The sequence below is a fragment of the Cytobacillus gottheilii genome (genome assembly GCF_001636345.1).
In the GTDB taxonomy this organism is placed as follows: Bacteria; Bacillota; Bacilli; order Bacillales; family Cytobacillaceae; genus Cytobacillus; species Cytobacillus gottheilii.
Window position 1 is genome coordinate 4,038,054 of the sequence record NZ_KV440945.1, and the last position, 20,999, is coordinate 4,059,052.

Consider the following 20,999-nt stretch of genomic DNA (forward strand, 5'->3'; position numbering starts at 1 on the left):
CCCCCCTTAAAACGGCAAAATTCCTGCCGGCAAATTAATCTGCAGCATATAATTGAATAACAAGTAAATGAATAATGAAAAAGACAGCGATACAATTCCATTTACAACATGTCTTTTGTAGCCTAAATACCAGGAGCAAATAAATATAAACAATGCTGTCATTATAAAAAAGCCAATCATTTCAAATAGAAATATATAAACAAGCATAAACGCGCATACAACAAGTAATGTTACAATATCTGCTTTAGGTATATTGCGCTTCTTTCTCTCTTCCTCTGTTTCCTTTTGCTTTGATAAAAACAGCAGTACAGATAAGAATAGGAGCAGAAACCCTAATATTTTCGGTACAAAGTCTGCATCAATGATGGCATAAGGATATTCAGGCAGCTGATAACTCATCAAAAGGTATAAAAATGAAAAGACAATCAGCACTAATGCGATTTTACGATGAATCATTTTAAGCATTTTCTGCACTCCTTCCTCTACTTATCTCAGTAGCTTTAATTCTTCTAATATGGCATACATTTCTTCATTTTGTTCATCTAAGAATTGTTCATATTCCTCGCCATCCATATATAATTCATTCCAGCCATATTTTTCGCGGATTTTTTTCCATTCAGGTGAATCATTTAGCTGCTTAAACTTATCTTGGTAATACTGAATCTGCTGTTCGTCCATCCCAGCCGGTCCAAAGAAACCTCGCCAATTAACGAATGTTTCATCGATCCCTTGCTCTACAGCTGTTGGGAAGTCTTCCAGCGTCTCACCTTCTAGCCTTTCAGGTGCTGTAATTCCAAGCACTTTAATCTTTCCTGCCCTCACCTGCTCAACAGTTTCTGAAGTGCCTGCCGAATAAACATCAACGCTTCCATTTAAAAGCTGTGTTAATGCTCCTCCATCCTGGTCAGAAACATACTTTATTTTCGTCACATCTACTCCTGCCGCTCTGGCAATCTTAATAAATTGGATATGATCCATACTGCCTGGCGATGATACTCCAACAATTGAAACACTGCTTGGATCCTTCTTCATATCATCAAAAAGATCATTTAAAGTATCCCATTTTGCATCAGCACTCACAGCAAAAGCACCATAATCCGCAATCACATTTGCAAGCGGGGTAAAATCCTCATATCCATATTTGGACTGTCCATTCAGCGGAACTAACAGAATAGGCGGTGAGGTGACAAAAATATTATGGGGATTGCCTTCTTTTCTCGTCATATAAGCCCAGCCAACTGCTCCGCCGCCGCCTGGCTTATTGATCACCGGCATGCGTTCTTTAATAATTCCTTCCTTCTCAAACGTTTGAGTCGCCAATCTTGCAGTAGTATCCCATCCGCCGCCAGCACCTGCTGCGGCAACTACTTCAATTGGGTTATTCGGACTCCAGCCATTCTCTCCATATACACCAGCAACATCTTTACCTGAACAAGCAGACAAAATAACAACAGCACAAGCGATCATATATAAACAAAAGCGCTTATTCATTTGTGACTCCTCCTCCTCATTTGCTTGTAAACGTTTTCTTTTTGTTAGTATAGAAAAAATCAGAATAGTCTGTAACTATTAAACAAGTAAACGACATTAAAAACGTTGTATATATTTTGTTCATTATGTTCACGGAATTTAAATATGGGGGTATTCTTTAAACATCTGTTAAGAAAGAGGTATATTTTTTAGCATTTAGATCAGTATTTTCGGGGAAAATCCTTCAGCTTGTTCAGTTTCCAAGTAAAATAGCCGATTCCCCAGCTAAAATAGGGAATTTTTGATTGAAGTATGTCTCTTATTAAAACTGAGATGATTTGTGATGAATCTGAGACTTTTTTTATTAGATTTAGGCGTGTTTCTATTGAATTAATCGCTTTTCCCATCAAACTTAGGCGGGTTCCTATCAAACTAATCGCTTTTCCTATCAAAATTAGGCGGGTTCCTATCAAATTAATCGCTTTTCCCATCAAACTTAGGCGGGTTCCTATCAAATTAATCGTTTTTCCTATCAAATCCAAACCGATTCCTATCAAACTAATCGTTTTTCCTATCAAACAAAACTTGATCTGCTAAACACGTCTTTTCGCATTCTCATTCAGCAAAAAAGAGACCGCAAAAGTCAGCAGCCCCATTCCTCTACCCCATATAATATTTCCGTTCCGGTCTTCCGACAATTCCGTATTCAAGTTCTGCGCTTGCTTCTCCAGTTGATACAAGATATTCAAGGTACCGTCTGGCTGTTGTTCTTGATGCCCCCATTTGACTGCCTATTTCTACAGCATTCATGCCGGCCTTTTTTTCTTGAAGGATCTCTTTTACTTTAGACAATGTTAAAGGGTCAATTCCTTTAGGAAACTTATGATCCATTGTTGTTTGTCCAGTTCTTCTAAAAAAGTGATCAATCAGGTCTTGGTCCAGCTCATTCTTTTGATTTAGTAAGCTCTTTTTTTTCTGATATTCCTTTATTGCCGTATTAAAACGTTCAAAGCTTACAGGTTTAATAATGTAATCTATCACACCGTTGCGCAATGATTGTTCAACCTGTTCTTTTTCATTTGAAGCAGAGATCATAATAACGTCAACATGCGGATACTTTTTTCGAATCTCAGGCAGAAGAGTGCTTCCAAGGCGGTCTGGCATATAAATATCCATGATTAGCAGATCTACACTTCTTTCTTCCAGCAGTTCTAGTGTTGCTTTTGCATTTAGTGCTTTCCCTGTTACTTCTGCTCCAGCAATTTTTTCTATAAATTCTTCATGAATACGGGCAACCCGATAATCATCCTCAGCAATAACAACCTTAATCATTCTTTGACCTCCTTTGGAAGAAATACTGTAAAAACAGAACCTCCATCATCCTTTTGATACACTTCAAGATGTCCAGATAATTGGTGTATAGTTTGCGAAACAAGACTTAGTCCATAGCCTCTGCCTTGCTCTGCTTTCGTTGAAAAACCTTTCTCAAAGATTTTCTCCAAGTCGCTATCTGAAATGCCATCGCCATTGTCACTTACCTCAAATACAATATCTTTACCGATATCAGTTGTAAAAAAGCTCACATTCCGCTCACACTTCCCTTCTGTCGCTTCAAATGCATTGTCAATGATATTCCCGATCATCGTAATCAAATGAGAAATTGTAATATGAGCAGGCAATGATTCTGTTCTTGAGTCGGCATCAATCGTAAAATTGATCTTTTTCTCAGAAGCTTTAGCCATTTTGCCGAGCAGGATTGCCTGCAGATTACTATCTGCCAATTGTTCAAACACAATTTTTTGCATATGTTCATGATTCCCTGATTCGATCTGGATCATCTTTACTGCCTCATCATATTTGCCCAGCTGCATGAGACCCGATAAAACATAGAGCTTGTTTGTAAATTCATGAGTTTGAGCTCTCAATTCCTCGGAGTACTGCTTTACCTCCGATAAGGTATTAACCATTTCATCAATTTCCGTTTTATCTCTAAAGCTTGCAACAACACCTGCTACTTGACCGTTTTTGATGATAGGGGTGCGATTCACAATCACTCTTCTCTCACCTAACATGACATCGAGATTTTTTTCTGCTTCACCAGTTTCTAGGACTCTATAAATATCTGTATCTGGAATAACGCTTTCAATTTTTTTATTTAAACCATCTTTTTCAATATTGAGTATATTTCGGGCAGCAGGATTCAGCATTGTGATCAGCCCGTTTTCATCAATGGCGATAATTCCTTCTTTGACAGAGGATAAAATTGCATTTCTTTCGTGATATAGTGAGGCGATCTCATACGGCTCTAACCCTAGGATATCTTTACGTATATTCTTGGCTAATAAAACGCCACAGCTGATGCCGAATAATATAGCACCTGCACTTACAATGGTTTTCATATTATTGAAAGCGGCTTCTTTTAAATCATCGACTAAAAAACCAACAGAAACTACACCCATAATGTCGCCATTCAAATCAAAAATGGGTGATTTGCCTCGTAAAGATGGTCCTAAAGAGCCCGTTGCTTCAGATATATAGGATTCCCCATGAAGGATAGCGCGATCATTATCTTCGCCTATCATTTTTTTGCCGATTTTCTTCTCATCTGGATGTGCGTATCTGATACTGTCTGTATTCCCAATCACAATAAATTCAGCGCCGACATCTTTCCTTACTTTTTCAATAAGCGGCTGAATCACTGCTGAAGGATCATCCTCTTTAAAAGCATCCCTTAATGACGGCATTAATGAAACCGTATTGGCAACCTGTAGTGCTAGGGTCCCCATATTGTTCTGAGTCTGCTCATATTCCATCTTTGCGAATAATCCTGTAAGCACCAATATAATCGTCATAATGATTGCCACAATAAGAACGATGATCTTTGTTTGCAATGATACCCCTTTTCTCTTTTTCATTTGCAGCTGCTCCCTGTTTATTCCTTTTCTATAACTATATACAAATTTATGGATAGTGTCATTTACTTGTCTTAATTTTTTGGATAGCTTCCCAAAAGCTAAACGCCCCTCAAGTAAGAGGAGCGTTGATACAATCACGCGCTATACAGGAACAGGAGCAAAAAACTCTCTATAAAGTGCCTCAACTGCTCTTTTTTCATCTATTTCTTTAACTCCAAACATCATGCTTACCTCTGAAGAGCCTTGATTAATCATTTCGATGTTTACCCTTGCTTCGGCAAGAGCTTTAGATGCTCGTGACATGGTCCCAACATTGTGTCTCATTCCTTCACCAACAACCATGATTAAGGATAAATGGTGCTGTATGACTACCTCGTCTGCTGTTAATTCTATCTTTATGCGTTCAATAATTTTAGATTCTGCTGAAGGTGTTAATTGGTCCTCACGTAAAATGATGGAGATATCATCAATGCCTGATGGCGAATGTTCATAGCTTAATCCAAACTCTTCTAATATAGTAAGCAACTTGCGACCAAATCCAATTTCGCGATTCATTAAATATTTGCTCACATATATGCTGCAAAAGCCATGATCACTGGCTATGCCCACAACTGGACCGATTTCCTCTTCGCGTCTGCTGACAATTTTTGTACCTGGGGCAGAAGAATTATTTGTATTTCGAATATGAACTGGAATCTTTTCTGAGAAAGCTGGTATTAAAGCCTCATCATGCAATACTGTGAAGCCTCCATAAGAAAGTTCCCTCATTTCCCGATAGGTAAGTTCTCGAATCTCCTTTGGATTCGACACAATTGCAGGATTTACAGAATAGACTGCATTGACGTCTGTAAAGTTTTCATAAACGTCTGCCTGTACTGCTTTTGCAAGGATAGCACCTGTGACATCTGAACCGCTCCGGGAGAAGGTCATGATTTCACCCTCTTCGCTATAGCCAAAAAACCCTGGAAACACCGTAATCCCGCTCTTTTCTTTTATATTTGATAGTCTTTCATAGGATACAGGCAATACCTGGGCATTCCCAGGTTCTCTTGATACAATAAGTCCAGCTTCTTTCGGATTAACATATGCAGCCTGCAACCCTTGTGCTTGAAAAAAGTGGGCAACCAGCTGCGCCATATAGTCTTCTCCACAGGCTTTCATGCGGTCGTAGAAGCTGAATTTATCTTTATAGCCAGCCATTAACCGTTCGGCAAAATCCTCTTTTATACTTTCTAAAATCGACATGGGCAGTTCAAGTTCGATACAAATCGTTTCATAGCGGCAGAAAATCGCCTTTATGATCTCCGAACAATTTTCTCCTCGAAAATGTTTTTCTGCACATTGTATTAATAGATCTGTAACCTTCTGATCTTCATTGCTGCGTTTTCCAGGTGCCGAAACAACAACGATTTTCCGAGTCGGATCCTCACAAACAATTTGAAATACCTTTTTTATTTGCTCACCTGCAGCTAAAGAGGACCCACCGAACTTGATGACCTTCATAAAACACCTCTCCCAATCCTTCAAAAATTTAATCTTAATTTTACAGTACCTAATAAAATAATCAAGGGTTTTTTCTATCCACAGAGTACAAATGTTTATACTGAGAGAACAAAAGGTTTTACTAAAATAATTTTCTCAAAAGGAATATGAAACACTTTTCTAGAAAGTATTAATAATAAAAAATATAATTATGATGTTTAAAACAAAATGAATTGGGTATAGAAAAAGGATATTTATTATGTTTATACAACCGAAGGGAAGTTAACGATGAGAATACTAGTGGTTGATGACAATGAGGCAAATTTATATGTCATCCAAAATATCTTAAAACGCGCAGGGTATCTTGATCTTTTAACATTTACTTCAGCAGATGCAATGTTCCATTATTTTCAAGAAAGCTCACATGTAATTGGCGAAAGCTTGGCTGATGTTATTTTAATGGATATTATGATGCCTGAAATGGATGGAATTGAAGCATGCAGGCTGATTCAGGGGTCCGAAACATTAAAGGATATACCAGTTATCTTTGTAACCGCTCTCGAAGATTCCAATAAAGTGGCTGAAGCGTTAGATGCTGGTGGGATGGACTATGTGATGAAGCCAATTAATAAAGTTGAACTTCTTGCCAGAATACGCGTTGCTCTTCGCTTAAAAGAAGAAAAGGATTGGCACAAGGATCAGGAGGAAAAAATTAAAACAGAATTAGATTTGGCCACACAAGTACAGATGAGTGTGCTCAGTGAAACGCTGGATCTCGACCACCTTCTTATTAAAGCTTCTTATTTGCCTGCCAATAAGCTAGCAGGTGATCTATATTACTGGCGAAAAATCGAAGAGAATCGTTATGCCATCATCCAGCTTGATATGATGGGGCATGGAATATCTGCTTCTCTTGTTTGTATGTTTATCTCTTCTGTACTGCGTGATTTAATGAGAACAGATCCTGATCCGGATTATGTTATGCAGGAGTTAAACAAGTGGATGAATGGACTCAATAAACATAATGGGCAAATACCCTATTACTTTACAGCAATATATCTTGTCCTTGATACAGAGGAAAAAACGGTTGAATATGTAAATGCGGGTCACCCTCCCGGCATTGCTCTTATCGACGAAAAGGAAGTAATAGAGCTTCCTAACAACACATATGCAATAGGCTTTTTTGAAGACATCCAAATTAAGAAATCTACCTTTACTTATACAGAATCAATGCAATTGCTGCTTGTAACCGATGGAATTGTTGAGACAATAGAGGATTCCGGTGTCTTACCTTGTGAATACTTAAAAGAAACATCCTCATTCCGATGGAACTCTGCAGCTAAAATTGAACCGATTAACATGATTCTTTCAAAAGAACAGCAATCATTAGCAGATGATGATATGTGTGCCGTTTTAATTCAAGCTAACTAAGATACGTGTTTTTAGCACAATGCATTTAATCGTACTATAATTATAAAGAGTATGCTTTCTTGAATGCATCACTTATTGTGTCCAGGTTCAGACAGAATACGAGAGATTAAAATTACTACATACATAAATCCGTCACCATAAAAATAAAAATCCGTATGAGTCAAATTCTAATAGACGAATTTACTCGTACGGATTTTTTATATCTACTAATTTAGCTGACTATTGTTTAACATTATTTTTTAATATAAAATTTCTCTTTAAAATTAAACGGCTCAAACATCTCTGTTTCAGTACGAATTGATTCCTTGCTGCCCAGACCTAAAAATCCTTTTTTCGTTAAACTTGCGTTAAACAGGTTTAGTACATGTCCTTGTAATTCCAGATTAAAGTAAATGAGTACATTGCGGCAGATGATAACATGGAACTCATTAAACGATCGATCTGTAACTAGATTGTGCTGAGCAAAAATAATCCGATCCAGGAGATGCTTATTCAAATAAGCAGCTTCGCTATCAGCCGTATAATATTCCGAAAAAGACTTTTTTCCGCCAGCCAGCATATAGTTTTTCGTGTACGCTTGCATTTTATGGAGTGGAATAATGCCGCTCTCTGCTTTCTTTAAAACTTTTTCATTCATGTCAGTTGCATAGATGCTTGTAATAGCTCCAAGACCTTCCTCCTCCATAAGAATAGCCATTGAGTATGGCTCTTCACCGGTAGAACAGCCCGCATGCCATATTCTTATTTCAGGAAGCCCAGCAAGAAGCGGCACTACTTCTTTGCGAAATGTTTGAAAGAAGCTCGGATCTCTGAACATTTCTGTTACATTTATCGAGAAGTCGCTTAATATTTTTGTCAGCATGTGTTCATCATGAATAATTCTTTCTGTTAAGAGGGTCATGTTGGCAATCCGCTCAAGCCGAAGTCTATTCTCAACTCTCCGTTTAATGGAAGCACGCATATATTTTCGAAAGTCATAACCTGATAATTTATAAACTGCATGAAGCAGCAAGTCTAATTCCAATTCTTCTTTATCCATGAATATTTTCATTCCTCATCTTTCTCAATCATTCTTCTAAACACGCATTTCCATTGCGTCCGAATATAAAGCAATCCTTAAATACCCAGATTTATAGATGAGTAAACCTATTGTAACGTTTTACCTATAAAAGATGGCGGCTTGTGTGATAAGCCGCCATCTTCCTGTAACATGTTTTTTGCACCTAATCAGGCGTTAAAGCCTGCATCCTCCTGGCGCATTACTTTGCAATCCACACACGCATCACTGATAGGAGCTGGTCTAGCTTGAGTGGTTTGCTGATGTAGTCTGATGCTCCTGCTTCGATACATTTTTCGCGATCGCCTTTCATAGCCTTTGCTGTTAAAGCGATGATTGGAACATCGTGGTGCTGTTCTAGGCCGCGGATTCTTTTCATTGTTTCATAGCCATCCATTACCGGCATCATAATATCCATTAGGACAATATCTACTTGGTCTTGGGACATTAAGGTATCAAGACATTGAAGACCATTCGATGCTGTAATGACATTCATTCCTTCTTTTTCTAAGGCATTTTTCAAAGCATAGATATTACGATTATCATCATCTACAACGATAACTGTTTTACCCTTAAGGTCCTTTGTCAGCTCAGCCTTTTCAATCGGTTCTTCTATTTCAATTGTTTCTTTTACATGCTCATTTGATAAGGTGTTTTCTATTGCCAAAGCAGATGCTGCTTCCTCTTCTGCTTTTAATTCCTCCATTGTGGCAGGCATTCCTCCCGGTAAGCTAGGGATGATTAAAGCAAAGCTGCTTCCTTCTCCTTCAACACTGCGTTCTACCTTACATGTGCCGCCCAGCAGAGTAGCAAACTCTTTTGTAATGGATAAACCAAGACCCGTTCCTCCATATTTGCGCATGGTTGCACCGTCAGCTTGCTGGAATGCTTCAAAGATCATTTTTTGCTTATCAGGTGCAATCCCGATCCCTGTATCAGAAATAATTATTTTTAGCCAATTCGTTGAATGCTCTGCCATAGGCAGTAGAGCATACTCCTCTTGTTTCGCTTTTTCAAGCAACACAGTTACCGAACCTTTTTCTGTAAATTTGAATGCATTTGATAGCAGGTTTTTGACAACTTGCTGCAGACGCATTTCATCTGTATGCATAAGCATTGGTATATCATCATTTGAATTCACAGAAAAGTCCAGACCTTTATGCTTTGCCATTTGTGCAAAATGAAGCTTAATGCGATCAGCAAAGTCTACGATATTGACTTCTTCAAACTTAATTTCAAGCTTCCCGACTTCTACCTTTGAAAGATCGAGAATATCATTGATTAAGTTCAGAAGATCCTGGCCTGATGTATGAATTACACGTGAGAATTCCTTCTGTTCGTCTGTTAGTACCTGATCTGGATCCTCTTCAAGCATTTCCGATAATAATAGAATGCTGTTTAAAGGTGTTCTCAGCTCATGTGACATATTGGCAAGGAACTCAGATTTATATTTTGAACTTAATGTTAATTCCTTCGCTTTTTCTTCCAGCTCTTCTTTTGCAGCAAGAAGTTCTTCAGACTTCAGTTCTGCATCCTTTGTACGTTCCTCAAGCTGTTCATTGATAATCCGCAATTCTTCTGCTTGGGTCTGCATCTCTTCAGATTGTGCCTGCAGTTCTTCTGATTGCGTCTGCAATTCTTCTGATTGGGTCTGCAGTTCTTCTGTCTGCGCTTGCGATTCCTGAAGCAAACGGACAATTTCCATTCGTCCGGCAATATTTGTAATGGCTATTCCAAGCGTTTCTGTTACTTCTTCAATCAATTTAACTTGTGCATTCGTAAAATACTGCAGCCCCGCAAGCTCAATCACCGCGACAACTTCATCATTCATCAGGATTGGCGCCATAACAATACTTCTTGGCTGGAATTCCCCAAGGCCAGTTGTCATCATGCGGTAATTATCTGGAATATCGCGAATTTGTGTTATTTTCTTATCCAGAACAGTTTGGCCGATTAATCCTTCACCTGGTGCGAAGGCATTTCTTCCTGCACTATTTCTTTCTCCAGCAACTGCAGCAACTTGTTTATAAAGAATGTCATCTCCATTTTCATGTTTGAGATAAAAAATACCAAGGTCAGCACCAGCAATTGGTGTCAGTTTCTTTATAAAATAAGATGCCAGTTCATCTACTGTTATAAATCTGCTATACGCTCCGATAATGTCTGCGGAAGTCGATTGTATCCAGTTTTGTTCAGTGATTTCGGCCGTATATCTTTTTTCTTTTTTATTGTAATCCTCTAAAGAGTCGGCCATATAGTTAAATGCCTTCGCAATCTCGCCGATCTCATCTTGTGTTTCTACTTCCAAACGAGGAATTTTAGATAGCTCGTTATAATCAATGTCATTGATTCCTTTAGTAATGCTATTTATGCTTCTGCTTGTACTCCGAATGACCCAGATCGTCACTCCGATAATTAGGATAATCGCAATAGAAACAGCCGAAATAATGAAAATAAGAAGCTGATTATATGTGTTTGTAGCACTTTCAAGGGAATCATTCATTAGTGTTTCTTGATGATCCTTAAAATCTGCCAATTGCTGCAGCAGCATATCTCGATTTTCCAGTTCATTTGAATATAAAGCTGCTACACCCGCTTCATTTCCCTCATTCATTAACTGGATAATTTCCTGTTCCATTTCCAGATAGGAGTCATAACTTGCTCTTAATTGAGTAAAGATGCCCCTGCCGCTTTCTGTATTAATGCTGCGTTCAAGGTCAATCAAATTGCTTTCAATCGTTTGGTGACTTTCCTGCAATGAACTAGCCAATATTTGAGCATCCAGTTCTTCACCATATGAGATAACATTTAGAAGCATACGGTCGGCTTCGTAAAATTCCTGTCTAATTTCTGTCGCTTCATTTACTTTGCTATATCGGTCCTGAACGATCTCCAGCATATTTTCTCTCATAACGTTTACCATCATTAGAATGACAAACATGAGCAAAAATAAAAAAAGAGTGGTCAGTCCTAACCCGATGAACTGCTTTCTCTTAAAGCTCAAAAATGCCCCCCCTATCTCTAACTTTATTCCTAATACAAATATAGCAATAAAAACAGTATGTTACGAGTTTTTAAGTTAAAAACTTCTAAAATATATATATTCCAATTTTTTCATTGGTAAATAGCGGGAATACCGATTTTATTAGTCATAATATTCAATTACTTATTATGTTTTTTGCCATTTTAATCTGAAAAAGAGAGCGAATGATTCGCTCTCTAAATTCATGTCCCTTTTACTGATATGGGATTTTTTCTTGGTTAGAAGAAATCATCCATTCATATTGTCTTAATCTCAAATCAAAAAGAGTCAATGGATCACGATAGCGCTCTGGCTGCTTTCTCATTTGTTCTAAACCATGACTGGCACCTTCTATAGCGTCCTTTGTTTCGGTTACTGCTTCCTCTAATACATCAAACGGCTGCCTAAAAAATATGTTTATATCTCTTTCTAATCCTTGTTCGAAAAGATCAAACGGCTGAATAAACCGCTCTGAAATCTGATTTGTAACTTCATTATAATCTTCATGCTCTATAAACTGTTTATATCTGTTATGAAGCATCGTTTTATTTTGCAGTCCGCCAAAGAGTTTTCCTGCGCTTTTCAATATAAATTGTGAAGGTGAAAACTTTAACAGAATATTCACATGCTCAAAACGCACAGTTCCTCTTGTCATTCTGTCAGCATCTCTCGCCCAGTCTTCAAGCACTTTAAAGTCACATAGCAACCGCAGCTTTTCTTCATTATACATATCATTAAAGCCTTCGCCGATATCATCAAGAAAGCGCTGGCTCTCCGCTAATTCAGCTTCACTGCTGACGATCCATTCAGTAAAACGATTATGAAACTCCGGCAAGACCTCCAGTTCGATAAATTGCTGGGCTTTCCGGTTCATCTCTTCATTTAATTCCACATGTATATTTCCAAAATTGCTGCTTTCCGTAATCAGCTCTGAACATTGTCTAAATAGTTCAGGGAGCTTAGAGGTTATTTTATCCTTCATTTCATTCTTCAGCTGGTTAAAATCAGCTGTTATAGATTGCACTTTCCCCTCTTCAGTGTCCTCAAGCTGATGAATAGCGCCTTTTAATTTTGCCTGCATTTCTTCATTCCAGCTGATCTGTTCGACCAATGTATTTTCCTTTTCACTTCTTTTTTCAAGCAGGTAATTGATTGATTTCCTTATATAGTAGAGCACTTTTTTTGTCCGTTCTACTTCAAGGCTTCTTCCGCTAATCATCTGGCGGATAAAGGCTCCCAGCTCTTCCATTTGATCCTGTCCATGATAATGCAATGAATACGAAAAGATAGATGCACTAGGAAAACTAGTGTATATTCTTTGAGCAACTTCCTCTGCCGCATTTTGGACTCCAAATTCCTCCTGCAGTAAGAGGAAATGTACTGGCAAATTGGGAGCTTTATTCTGTATTTTTTCAACAGCCTCAATCTCTTCCTCAGTAATTGAATGACGAACATCAATTACAAGAAGCAGCTGATCCGCAAAATGCAAGTATTGCTGCAGATTTTTAGCCATGATATGCTGCTGATCTTTTGCATGAATAATAGCCGTGTGATGCTGCTGAAGAAACGGAATTGGCATTTCTGCATCAACAATCATCTGCTGCAGGCCGCCTCTATATTCTCGCGTCTCTTCAATTGAATTCAGCGGAATCATCTTGTCATCCATTATAGCTGTTAGTTTATTTTCTTCTGAGTCCTTAATCATCACTGCACTGCTTTCAAGTTCACCCGCAAATGGAAAGGATGTTATAGCTTCTAGAAATTCAGCTGCTGAACTTTTTCCTGCCCCGGAAACAAGCAAATGCAGTTCATCCAAATTTAGCAGCTCCCGCACCATCCATTTAAACCGTTCTCCCATAAAGACACCATTTTCAGATGCCCAGGACATAAGGCTTTCAAACAAGGCGAAACCTGACTGCAGTCCATCTTGTGTACGTAAAGTATAGCTTAATGTTTTCTCAGCTTGATATATTGTCTCTTCATCTACATCTGATGGAAATAATTCTTGCCATGCCAGCACAGCGGAACCTGCCAATAAAGCGTGTGCTGAGGATGCAATGCTTAACCAAACTTTTAACGTATTCGGCATTAGATGAGCTATTTCACGCACTAAATATTTACCAGAGATCAGCTCTTTATAGGCATCCAAATAATGTTCTAAGAGTCTATTCCATGTATAGTCATCAGCATCATTTACATGAAGCAACATGTGATTTATTTCTTTTAAAAATGCAAACCGAAGCTCTTCTTTTTGCTGATAATGAAGAAATAAAGCAGATGCCAGCTGTTCAAACCTATTTTGATCAACTTCATATAGTGACAGCATTGCTTCGTTATAATAACTAGGTTCAGTTTGCTTCGTTTTTCCAGCTTCAATATACCTTTGCAGAACATCAAACCAGCTGACAGCCCTGGTGCGAATTGATTCATCTGCAGCAAGCTGCAATGCATTGCTCCAATCCTGATGTTTTTCAAAAAACATACGGGCAATTTCCGTGACGTCTGGATAATCCGGGTCTAAGGCAACAGCTTCCTTAATGGTATCAACTGCTAATTCAAGCTTTCCACATTGTATGTATAAGGAAAATAACTGCAGCAGCACTTCCATTTTCAAAATCGTGGAATCTGTTTCAATCGTTTTGTATATATCCTCGGCCATTGACAGTAAATCAAGCTCAAAATAGGCATCTGCCATGTTTTTTTTCGCCCAAGGCTCCAGCTCATTATTGATATTCTCCCACTTAAAAATGGCTGCCTCATAATCCTTGTGCATAAAGTAGAGTTCACCTTGTGCAAACCGAATTTGCGCTAAATCTGGAACCTCACTGCTCTGCTCTTCCATATAAATATCACCAAGGACTTTAAGAGGGTGTACTCCGTCACGACCATCCATAAATGTTTCATAATATACTTTTTTTATTAATTGCTTTTCCAAGTGTTCATCAACCTCCGCTATGCATCTTTTTACGCACAGACTCATTTATCATATATATCTTGTATTCTAACAAAGAAGATACGAAGATAAATGTCATTTCCCTATCAATTCAAAGACAATCATATTAAGAAAAGCGGAAGCGCCTTGTTCAGCCCCGACAAGCTTAAGACAAGATGGCAAGAAGGTTGTTCTTTAACCTTCTGGACGGATTGGCTTAAGACCTCGAGGGGCTAGGCGCTGCAGCTAGACACTTTCCCAAACTATAAACCTATACTTGCCTTCAAAAGATAGCAGTCCTTCTAGAAAGACAGGTTCTAGGAATATACCATTATCATATGATTAAAAGTAAGAAAAAGTATTCTATTCATTTAAAATTCCCAACTATTGCCCTGCAAGTTATGTAAAAAATGCTTTAATATAAAAGAACGCATAGTATTTTCCTTTACCACTGTCTATACTCATTAAAACGTTTGAAAGGAGCAAAGAAGCGGTATAAATCATATATATCATACCCACTTTGGTTCTGAATTACGACAGTTCGGATGATTTTACGTACCTTTTTCCCAATAATATATGTGATAAATGAAACTTTTATCATACAAAGACGTCTATATGATATAGCTCAAAATTATGAATAAGGAGTTTACTAACATGACAAATTTTAAAAAATGGCTGGCTGCAGCTGCAGCCCTATCTCTTGCTTTTAGTATAAATGGAACAGCTTTTGCTGCAAACGGAAATGAAGAAGAAAGTATTAATGAAAAATTTGGCCTGCCGATCGCCGTTTATGGCGAAGCCTTAACAGCAGCTCAAAAAGAAGAAACACGCAGCCTGCTAAATATAAATGATCCTGAAATGGTGGAAGAAATAACGGTAACAAGTGAGGACATCGTTTATTATATTAAAGGAGATCCTCACTCTAATATGTATTCTTCAGCTAAAATCACACGCAAGGAAACGGGCGAAGGTGTCGTTATTAATCAGGTGACTCCAGAAAATATTACTGAAGTTTCCGATGAAATGTATGCAAATGCTCTTTTAACCGCCGGCATTGAAGATGCAGTTGTAGACATCGCCTCTCCTGTTAAAGTAAGCGGACATTCTGCATTAGTTGGAATTTACAAAGCTTACGATCAAGGTGATAGCACTGCCCTTAATCAGGATCGTACTGAGGTAGCAAATGAAGAGCTTAGTTTGGCGACAAAACTGGCTGGACAAGAAGGACTTGATCAAGATAAAGTATCTGAGCTTCTGACTGAAATAAAAACCGCTATCGCTGAACAAAACCCGGCGACAAAAGAAGATATTCAGCAAATCATCGACGAACAGCTAAAGACACTTGAAGTATCATTAAGCGAAGAAGATCGCCAGCTTCTGGTCGATTTGTTTGAAAGAATGCGTGAACTGAACATTAATTTTGATAATGTTAAAAGCCAGCTCGAGGACTTAGCTAATGATGTAAAATCAAAAATTGAAGAAGCAGTTGGAGATAAAGGATTCCTTCAAGCTGTGTCTGACTTCTTTAAGAACCTTATTGATTCAATCAAAAGCATTTTTTCATAAAGCACGGATAAACATTGCCTGGGGACTTTTTTCTCCAGGCTTCTTTGTCTATAATAAGGAAAGTAAAAGGTCCTATGGAATTCGGACGGCGAAACCGCTGATTCGATATAATATTGTACAGAGAAAAAGACAACTTGGAATGACAGCTGAAAATAAAAATGGCTGAATGCTTTATTTCTTGCGATATAATCATTAAAATATGGATAACTACTTAAATAGAAAGGCTGATCCGAGTTTGGAACATAATTCAAATTTTATTCGAACCATTATAAAAGGAGACCTTGAATCCGGGAAACACAATAAAGTCATTACCCGATTCCCTCCTGAGCCTAATGGCTACTTGCATATCGGTCATGCAAAATCAATTATTATTAATTTTGGATTGGCAGATGACTTTAACGGAAGAACAAATCTACGCTTTGATGATACCAATCCGCTGAAAGAAGATCAGGAATATGTCGACGCTATTCAAGAAGATGTCAAATGGCTTGGCTATGAGTGGGACGACCTTCGCTATGCATCTGACTACTTTGAGGAAATGTATCAGCGCGCTGTTTTATTAATTAATAAAGGCAAAGCATATGTAGACGACTTAAACCAAGAGCAAATTCGCGAATACCGCGGAACTTTGACAGAGCCTGGAAAAGAAAGCCCATATCGAAATCGTTCGGTTGAAGAAAACTTATCATTATTTGAGCGCATGAAAAACGGAGAATTTCAAAATGGCGATAAAGTGCTTCGCGCGAAAATTGATATGACTTCACCTAACTTAAACATGCGCGATCCTGTCATATATCGGATTTCACATGCTACCCATCATAACACAGGCGATCAATGGTGCATCTATCCAATGTATGCTTTTGCACATCCGCTCGAGGATGCAATTGAAGATGTCACACACTCGCTTTGTACAACAGAATTTGAGGATCAGCGTCCATTGTATAATTGGGTGGTACAGGAATGTGAAATGGAAAGCCAGCCGCAGCAAATTGAATTTGGCCGTTTAAACTTAACCAACACGGTCATGAGTAAACGGAAGTTAAAGCTTCTTGTAGATGAAGGCATCACAGATGGGTGGGATGATCCCCGTATGCCAACGATCTCCGGCTTAAGAAGAAAGGGCTTTACACCTGAAGCTATTCGAGAGTTTGTGAAAGAAACAGGCGTATCTAAAGGCAGCGGAGCAGTTGATGAGGCAATGCTAGAGCATTATGTGCGTGAGGATTTAAAATTAAAGTCTCCTCGTACGATGGGAGTCCTTCGTCCATTGAAGGTTGTGATTACAAACTACCCTGAAGGCGAAAGTGAAATGCTTGAAGCGGAAATCAACCCCGAAAATCCGGAAATGGGCATGCGCCAAGTTCCATTTTCACGAGAAATATACATCGAACAGGATGACTTTATGGAGGATCCTCCGAAAAAGTACTTCCGTCTCTTCCCTGGCAATGAAGTGCGCTTAAAGCACGCATATTTTATTAAATGCCATGATGTCATTAAAGATGACGAGGGAAATGTCGTTGAAATCCATTGCACATACGATCCTGAAACAAAAAGCGGAACTGGCTTTACTGGCCGTAAAGTAAAAGGAACAATTCACTGGGTCGATGCAAACAGTGCAATCCCTGCAGAATTTCGTTTGTACGAGCCGCTTGTTCTCGACGAAGTGATGAAAGCAGCTGAAGAAGAAGGCGAAGATAAAACGTTCCTTGATTATATTAATCCAAATTCAATCGAAATTATTAAAGGATATATTGAACCGAATATGGAAAATGTTCAGCCACAGGACAAATTCCAATTCTTCCGCCATGGCTATTTCAATGTTGATCCAAAACACACTGCACCAGGAAACATTGTGTTTAACAGAATTGTTTCACTTAAGAGTTCTTTTAAGTTAAAATAATTGCGCAGCAATTAAAAAGAAGGTAACACTCTGCTACTGCCGAGGGATTACCTTCTTTTTTATGCTCTCAAAAGCAGCGTGGAGAAAATTCAATGCAACTGCTAATATGAAGTTTTCTTATGACCATCCATAATTCCTGTTATCCCATTCCTTTTTCGGCAATCCTGAGACAAAAGGATTGCCTTTTACATAATATCGAAGCAGCGCCGAAGTCCATATTCCCTTATTTGGAATACCAATACGAGGAGACTCAGCGATTTCTAATGGTGTTTTTTTATCTGCCTCATGAATATATAATTCGCAATTGCCTATGTTCTGACCATCTAATGCTTTTGTGATCTCCATTGCTTTTGTTAGTTTCCCAGGGCCATTGCTGACTTGTACTCCGGTATGATTTCTATTTCTCTCCATGTGTTCTATTCCTTCTGCAGGTTCAATGGCTCTTATTAAAACAGCCTGGGGATCTTCTTCTTCCTTTGTCACAATGTTTAACATATGATGAGTATGCATGGTGTATATGTAGATCGTACCGCCTATTTGGTACATAGAGGTTACTTTCGGCGTACGCCTTCCCCCGAAGGTGTGGCATGCCTCATCAGCAACACCCACATAGGCTTCGGTTTCTGTAATATAACCGCTATAAACCTTTGTTCCAATTCTATGAATCAGTTTTTTGCCAAGAAGCTGCTTGGCCACTTCTTCTGTGGAACTATTTACAAAATCAATCATAGAATCCACCTTTCGTAACCCTTTTTAACTTAGTATTCCTTTTTTGTTCTTCATTTAAGCTATTTGGGTTCGCCCATTGGTATAAAAGAGATGCAAAATCCTCTTTTACATTCAGTTTCGACAGCTTCCTATCAAAGTTTATGAATTTCCTATCAAAGTTTCCTGTTTTCCTATCAAATTTCCTCCTTTTCCTATCAAATGCCTTATTTTTGACCACGTAACACTTGCGTCGCCAAGATGCCTTTATGTATTAATTAAATTAAAAAACGGATGCGATCTACTCGCACCCGTCTACATTAATTATTCATAAAACGTTCTGGAAAATCACTCATTATGACTTCAACGCCAGCTTCAAGAAGCGGATTTTGTTCGTGCGGATCATTAACTGTATATACCCGCAATGGAAAACCTTTTTCTATTGCCTCCTGACCAAATGAAGAGAGTGCAAACTCTGGCTGACAATGGATTGCGTTCGCTCCAATCTTTTTGGCCGTCTCAACCGCATTCTCTGGAATGCCTATAATTAAGTAACCTATTTCAATCGTTTTCTGAAGTGAGCGAACCTTCTTTAAGCTTTCTGGATTAAAAGAAGAAATGATGATCCGCTCTTCCAATTTATACTGCTCTATTAAATCAAGAACCTTCTCTTCCATGCCTTCATAGGGAAGCTGATCATTTTTCAGCTCAATATTGATGGTTAAATCATTCCCTGGCATAACAGCCCAGTCAAAGACGTTTTTTAAGGTTGGAATGGATGAGCCTTCAAATTTTGATGAAAACCAGCTTCCTGCATCAAACCTTTTTAACTGATCGTATGAGAAGTCTTTAATATAACCGATTCCATCAGTTGTTCGATCAATCTGCTCATCATGTATAACGGCAAGCTCACCATCTTTTGTGAGCTGGACATCCAATTCGATCCCTGCAGCCCCTGATCGCAACGCAGCTTCAAAAGCCTCCATTGTATTTTCAGGATAATCACCACTTACACCACGATGGGCAAAAACAGAAGCTTGCTTAGTCACATGAATTTCCTCCCTGTCATCGGCCTGATTGTATTTCTTTATTGCATCTGTATTTATGTTATTAGCTAAAGCCTTATTAATTCCCGCTTTTTTTGGCAGCAGCCTCCAAAGCCTGATTGGTTTCTTCCACAGCACGGTCAAGTGCTTCCTTAGGATCCACCCCTTGATATAAACTCTCCATTGCACTTACAACCTTTTGACGAGCTTCTGGGAATACTGATATTAAAGCACCTTGTGTAGCTGTAGATGGTTTCGTATCTTTCAGCTGATCAACAGTTACTTTTAATTGCGGATACTTTTCCCACTCTTCCTGAACGATGTCCTCTTCATATGCCGCAGGGTTAATGGCAAAGTAACCTGACTGCAAATGCCACTCAGCCTGTACTTCTGGAGTTGTTACATATTTCATAAACTCCCATGCAGCCTGCTGTTTTTCCTCTTCAATATCGCTTGTCATCCAAAGAGATGCACCGCCAATAATAACCCCTTGACGGTTAGCTTCGTCTGGTACAGGCAAGTAAGAAGCACCAACTTCAAATGGAGAGTTATCGACCATTGCTCTAATTCCCGCTGAAGAATCAATATACATGGCAATTTTTCCAGATTGGAAAGCAGCACGCATATCGTCCCAAACTTGTCCTGTATTGTAGAAAGTACCCTCATTATACATGTCACTGATTAATTCAAAAACCTTTAAGCCTTCTTCACTGTTAAATACCGCTTCTGTTGCATTTCCAGCACGTCCGTTATCTTCATTTACAAACAAACCGCCTTGCGCAGCCAGAAGCTCTTCAAAGAACCAGCCATAATTCAAGATAGAGAAACCGACCTGATCGCCATTCGTTAATTTCTTTGCTGCATCCTTTAACTCATCGTATGTAGCAGGAGCCTTTTCCGGGTCAAGTCCAGCTTCCTCAAAAGCATCTTTGTTATAAACCAGCACTGGTGTTGATGAGTTAAACGGCATCGAATATTGTACGCCATCTACTGCATAATAGTTTGTAATATTTTCTTCCCATTGAGAGGTATCGTAGCCTTCTTCATCGATGAACTTTTGTACTGGCTGTATTTTACCAGAGTCTATCATATATTTTGTTCCAACTTCAAAAGTCTGCATAATAGTTGGTGCATCCTCTGTACCCGCAACAGTATTAAACTTTGTGATTGCTTCTTCGTATGTGCCTTGGAAAACAGGTTTTACTTCAATCTCTTCTTGTGAGGCATTAAAATCGTCTGCTATTTTCTGAACAGCTCCTTCAAGCTCACCGCTCATAGCATGCCAGAATACAACCTCTGTTTTCTCTTCAGATCCAGCTTCCGTTTCCGTATCACTCTCTGCTTCTGCCTCATTCCCTGCAGATTCACCAGAACATGCAGAAATCACCATAGAAATCGCCAATAAAAGCATAAATAACCATCTTTTTTTCATGTTAAAAACTCCTATCTTATTAGTTTTATATAAAAAAACTG

General features: G+C 38.6%; 15 protein-coding genes. 3 read left to right on the forward strand and 12 right to left on the reverse strand.

Annotated elements, in window-relative coordinates:
• Positions 1 to 6 precede the first annotated feature (6 nt).
• From A6754_RS19705 to A6754_RS19730, 6 genes are all read right to left on the reverse strand, one after another.
• Positions 7 to 465: a tripartite tricarboxylate transporter TctB family protein gene (locus A6754_RS19705; RefSeq protein WP_066449973.1), complete on the reverse strand. Its 459-nt coding sequence runs from the start codon at positions 463 to 465 to the stop codon at positions 7 to 9.
• Positions 466 to 486: 21 nt separating this feature from the next.
• The gene (locus A6754_RS19710; RefSeq protein WP_066449976.1) at positions 487 to 1,491 is read right to left on the reverse strand and encodes a tripartite tricarboxylate transporter substrate binding protein; all 1,005 of its coding nucleotides are present in this window, start codon (positions 1,489 to 1,491) and stop codon (positions 487 to 489) included.
• 200 nt (positions 1,492 to 1,691) lie between these two features.
• A complete protein-coding gene (locus A6754_RS19715) occupies positions 1,692 to 2,048 on the reverse strand; it encodes a hypothetical protein (RefSeq protein WP_156495828.1) in 357 nt (118 codons plus the stop codon).
• A gap of 82 nt (positions 2,049 to 2,130) precedes the next feature.
• The gene (locus A6754_RS19720) at positions 2,131 to 2,802 is read right to left on the reverse strand and encodes a response regulator (RefSeq protein WP_066449979.1); all 672 of its coding nucleotides are present in this window, start codon (positions 2,800 to 2,802) and stop codon (positions 2,131 to 2,133) included.
• The gene (locus tag A6754_RS19725) at positions 2,799 to 4,385 is read right to left on the reverse strand and encodes an ATP-binding protein (RefSeq protein ID WP_066449982.1); all 1,587 of its coding nucleotides are present in this window, start codon (positions 4,383 to 4,385) and stop codon (positions 2,799 to 2,801) included. The genes A6754_RS19720 and A6754_RS19725 overlap by 4 nt, the downstream gene beginning before the upstream one ends.
• Before the next feature lie 141 nt (positions 4,386 to 4,526).
• Positions 4,527 to 5,888, reverse strand: a complete 1,362-nt coding sequence (locus A6754_RS19730; RefSeq protein WP_066449986.1) for an aspartate kinase — start codon at positions 5,886 to 5,888, stop codon at positions 4,527 to 4,529.
• A 267-nt stretch (positions 5,889 to 6,155) separates the two neighbouring features.
• On the opposite strand from A6754_RS19730, the gene A6754_RS19735 reads away from it, so the two are divergent.
• The gene (locus A6754_RS19735) at positions 6,156 to 7,298 is read left to right on the forward strand and encodes a SpoIIE family protein phosphatase (protein ID WP_066449989.1); all 1,143 of its coding nucleotides are present in this window, start codon (positions 6,156 to 6,158) and stop codon (positions 7,296 to 7,298) included.
• A 232-nt stretch (positions 7,299 to 7,530) separates the two neighbouring features.
• Here the strand turns inward: A6754_RS19735 and A6754_RS19740 are convergent, their stop codons facing one another.
• The 3 genes from A6754_RS19740 to A6754_RS19750 form a co-directional block, all read right to left on the reverse strand.
• Positions 7,531 to 8,349 (reverse strand): CheR family methyltransferase, encoded by an 819-nt coding sequence (locus A6754_RS19740; protein ID WP_257298727.1) that lies wholly within the window; start codon positions 8,347 to 8,349, stop codon positions 7,531 to 7,533.
• Between the two features lie 208 nt (positions 8,350 to 8,557).
• Positions 8,558 to 11,359, reverse strand: a complete 2,802-nt coding sequence (locus A6754_RS19745) for a response regulator (RefSeq protein WP_066449994.1) — start codon at positions 11,357 to 11,359, stop codon at positions 8,558 to 8,560.
• A gap of 232 nt (positions 11,360 to 11,591) precedes the next feature.
• Complete coding sequence (locus tag A6754_RS19750; RefSeq protein ID WP_257298730.1) at positions 11,592 to 14,312, reverse strand: tetratricopeptide repeat protein; 2,721 nt, start codon at positions 14,310 to 14,312, stop codon at positions 11,592 to 11,594.
• A gap of 651 nt (positions 14,313 to 14,963) precedes the next feature.
• Here A6754_RS19750 and A6754_RS19755 point away from each other — a divergent pair.
• Together A6754_RS19755 and A6754_RS19765 are read left to right on the forward strand one after the other, a co-directional pair.
• A complete protein-coding gene (locus A6754_RS19755) occupies positions 14,964 to 15,875 on the forward strand; it encodes a DUF1002 domain-containing protein (RefSeq protein ID WP_156495829.1) in 912 nt (303 codons plus the stop codon).
• A gap of 235 nt (positions 15,876 to 16,110) precedes the next feature.
• Complete coding sequence (locus A6754_RS19765) at positions 16,111 to 17,775, forward strand: glutamine--tRNA ligase/YqeY domain fusion protein (protein WP_066450006.1); 1,665 nt, start codon at positions 16,111 to 16,113, stop codon at positions 17,773 to 17,775.
• 117 nt (positions 17,776 to 17,892) lie between these two features.
• Here A6754_RS19765 and A6754_RS19770 read toward each other — a convergent pair whose 3' ends face one another.
• From A6754_RS19770 to A6754_RS19785, 3 genes are all read right to left on the reverse strand, one after another.
• Positions 17,893 to 18,501 (reverse strand): DNA-3-methyladenine glycosylase, encoded by a 609-nt coding sequence (locus tag A6754_RS19770; protein ID WP_066451768.1) that lies wholly within the window; start codon positions 18,499 to 18,501, stop codon positions 17,893 to 17,895.
• A 299-nt stretch (positions 18,502 to 18,800) separates the two neighbouring features.
• Positions 18,801 to 19,529, reverse strand: coding sequence for a glycerophosphodiester phosphodiesterase (locus tag A6754_RS19780; protein WP_066451773.1), 729 nt, complete (start codon positions 19,527 to 19,529; stop codon positions 18,801 to 18,803).
• A gap of 76 nt (positions 19,530 to 19,605) precedes the next feature.
• Positions 19,606 to 20,958: an ABC transporter substrate-binding protein gene (locus A6754_RS19785; protein ID WP_066450009.1), complete on the reverse strand. Its 1,353-nt coding sequence runs from the start codon at positions 20,956 to 20,958 to the stop codon at positions 19,606 to 19,608.
• Positions 20,959 to 20,999 lie beyond the last annotated feature (41 nt).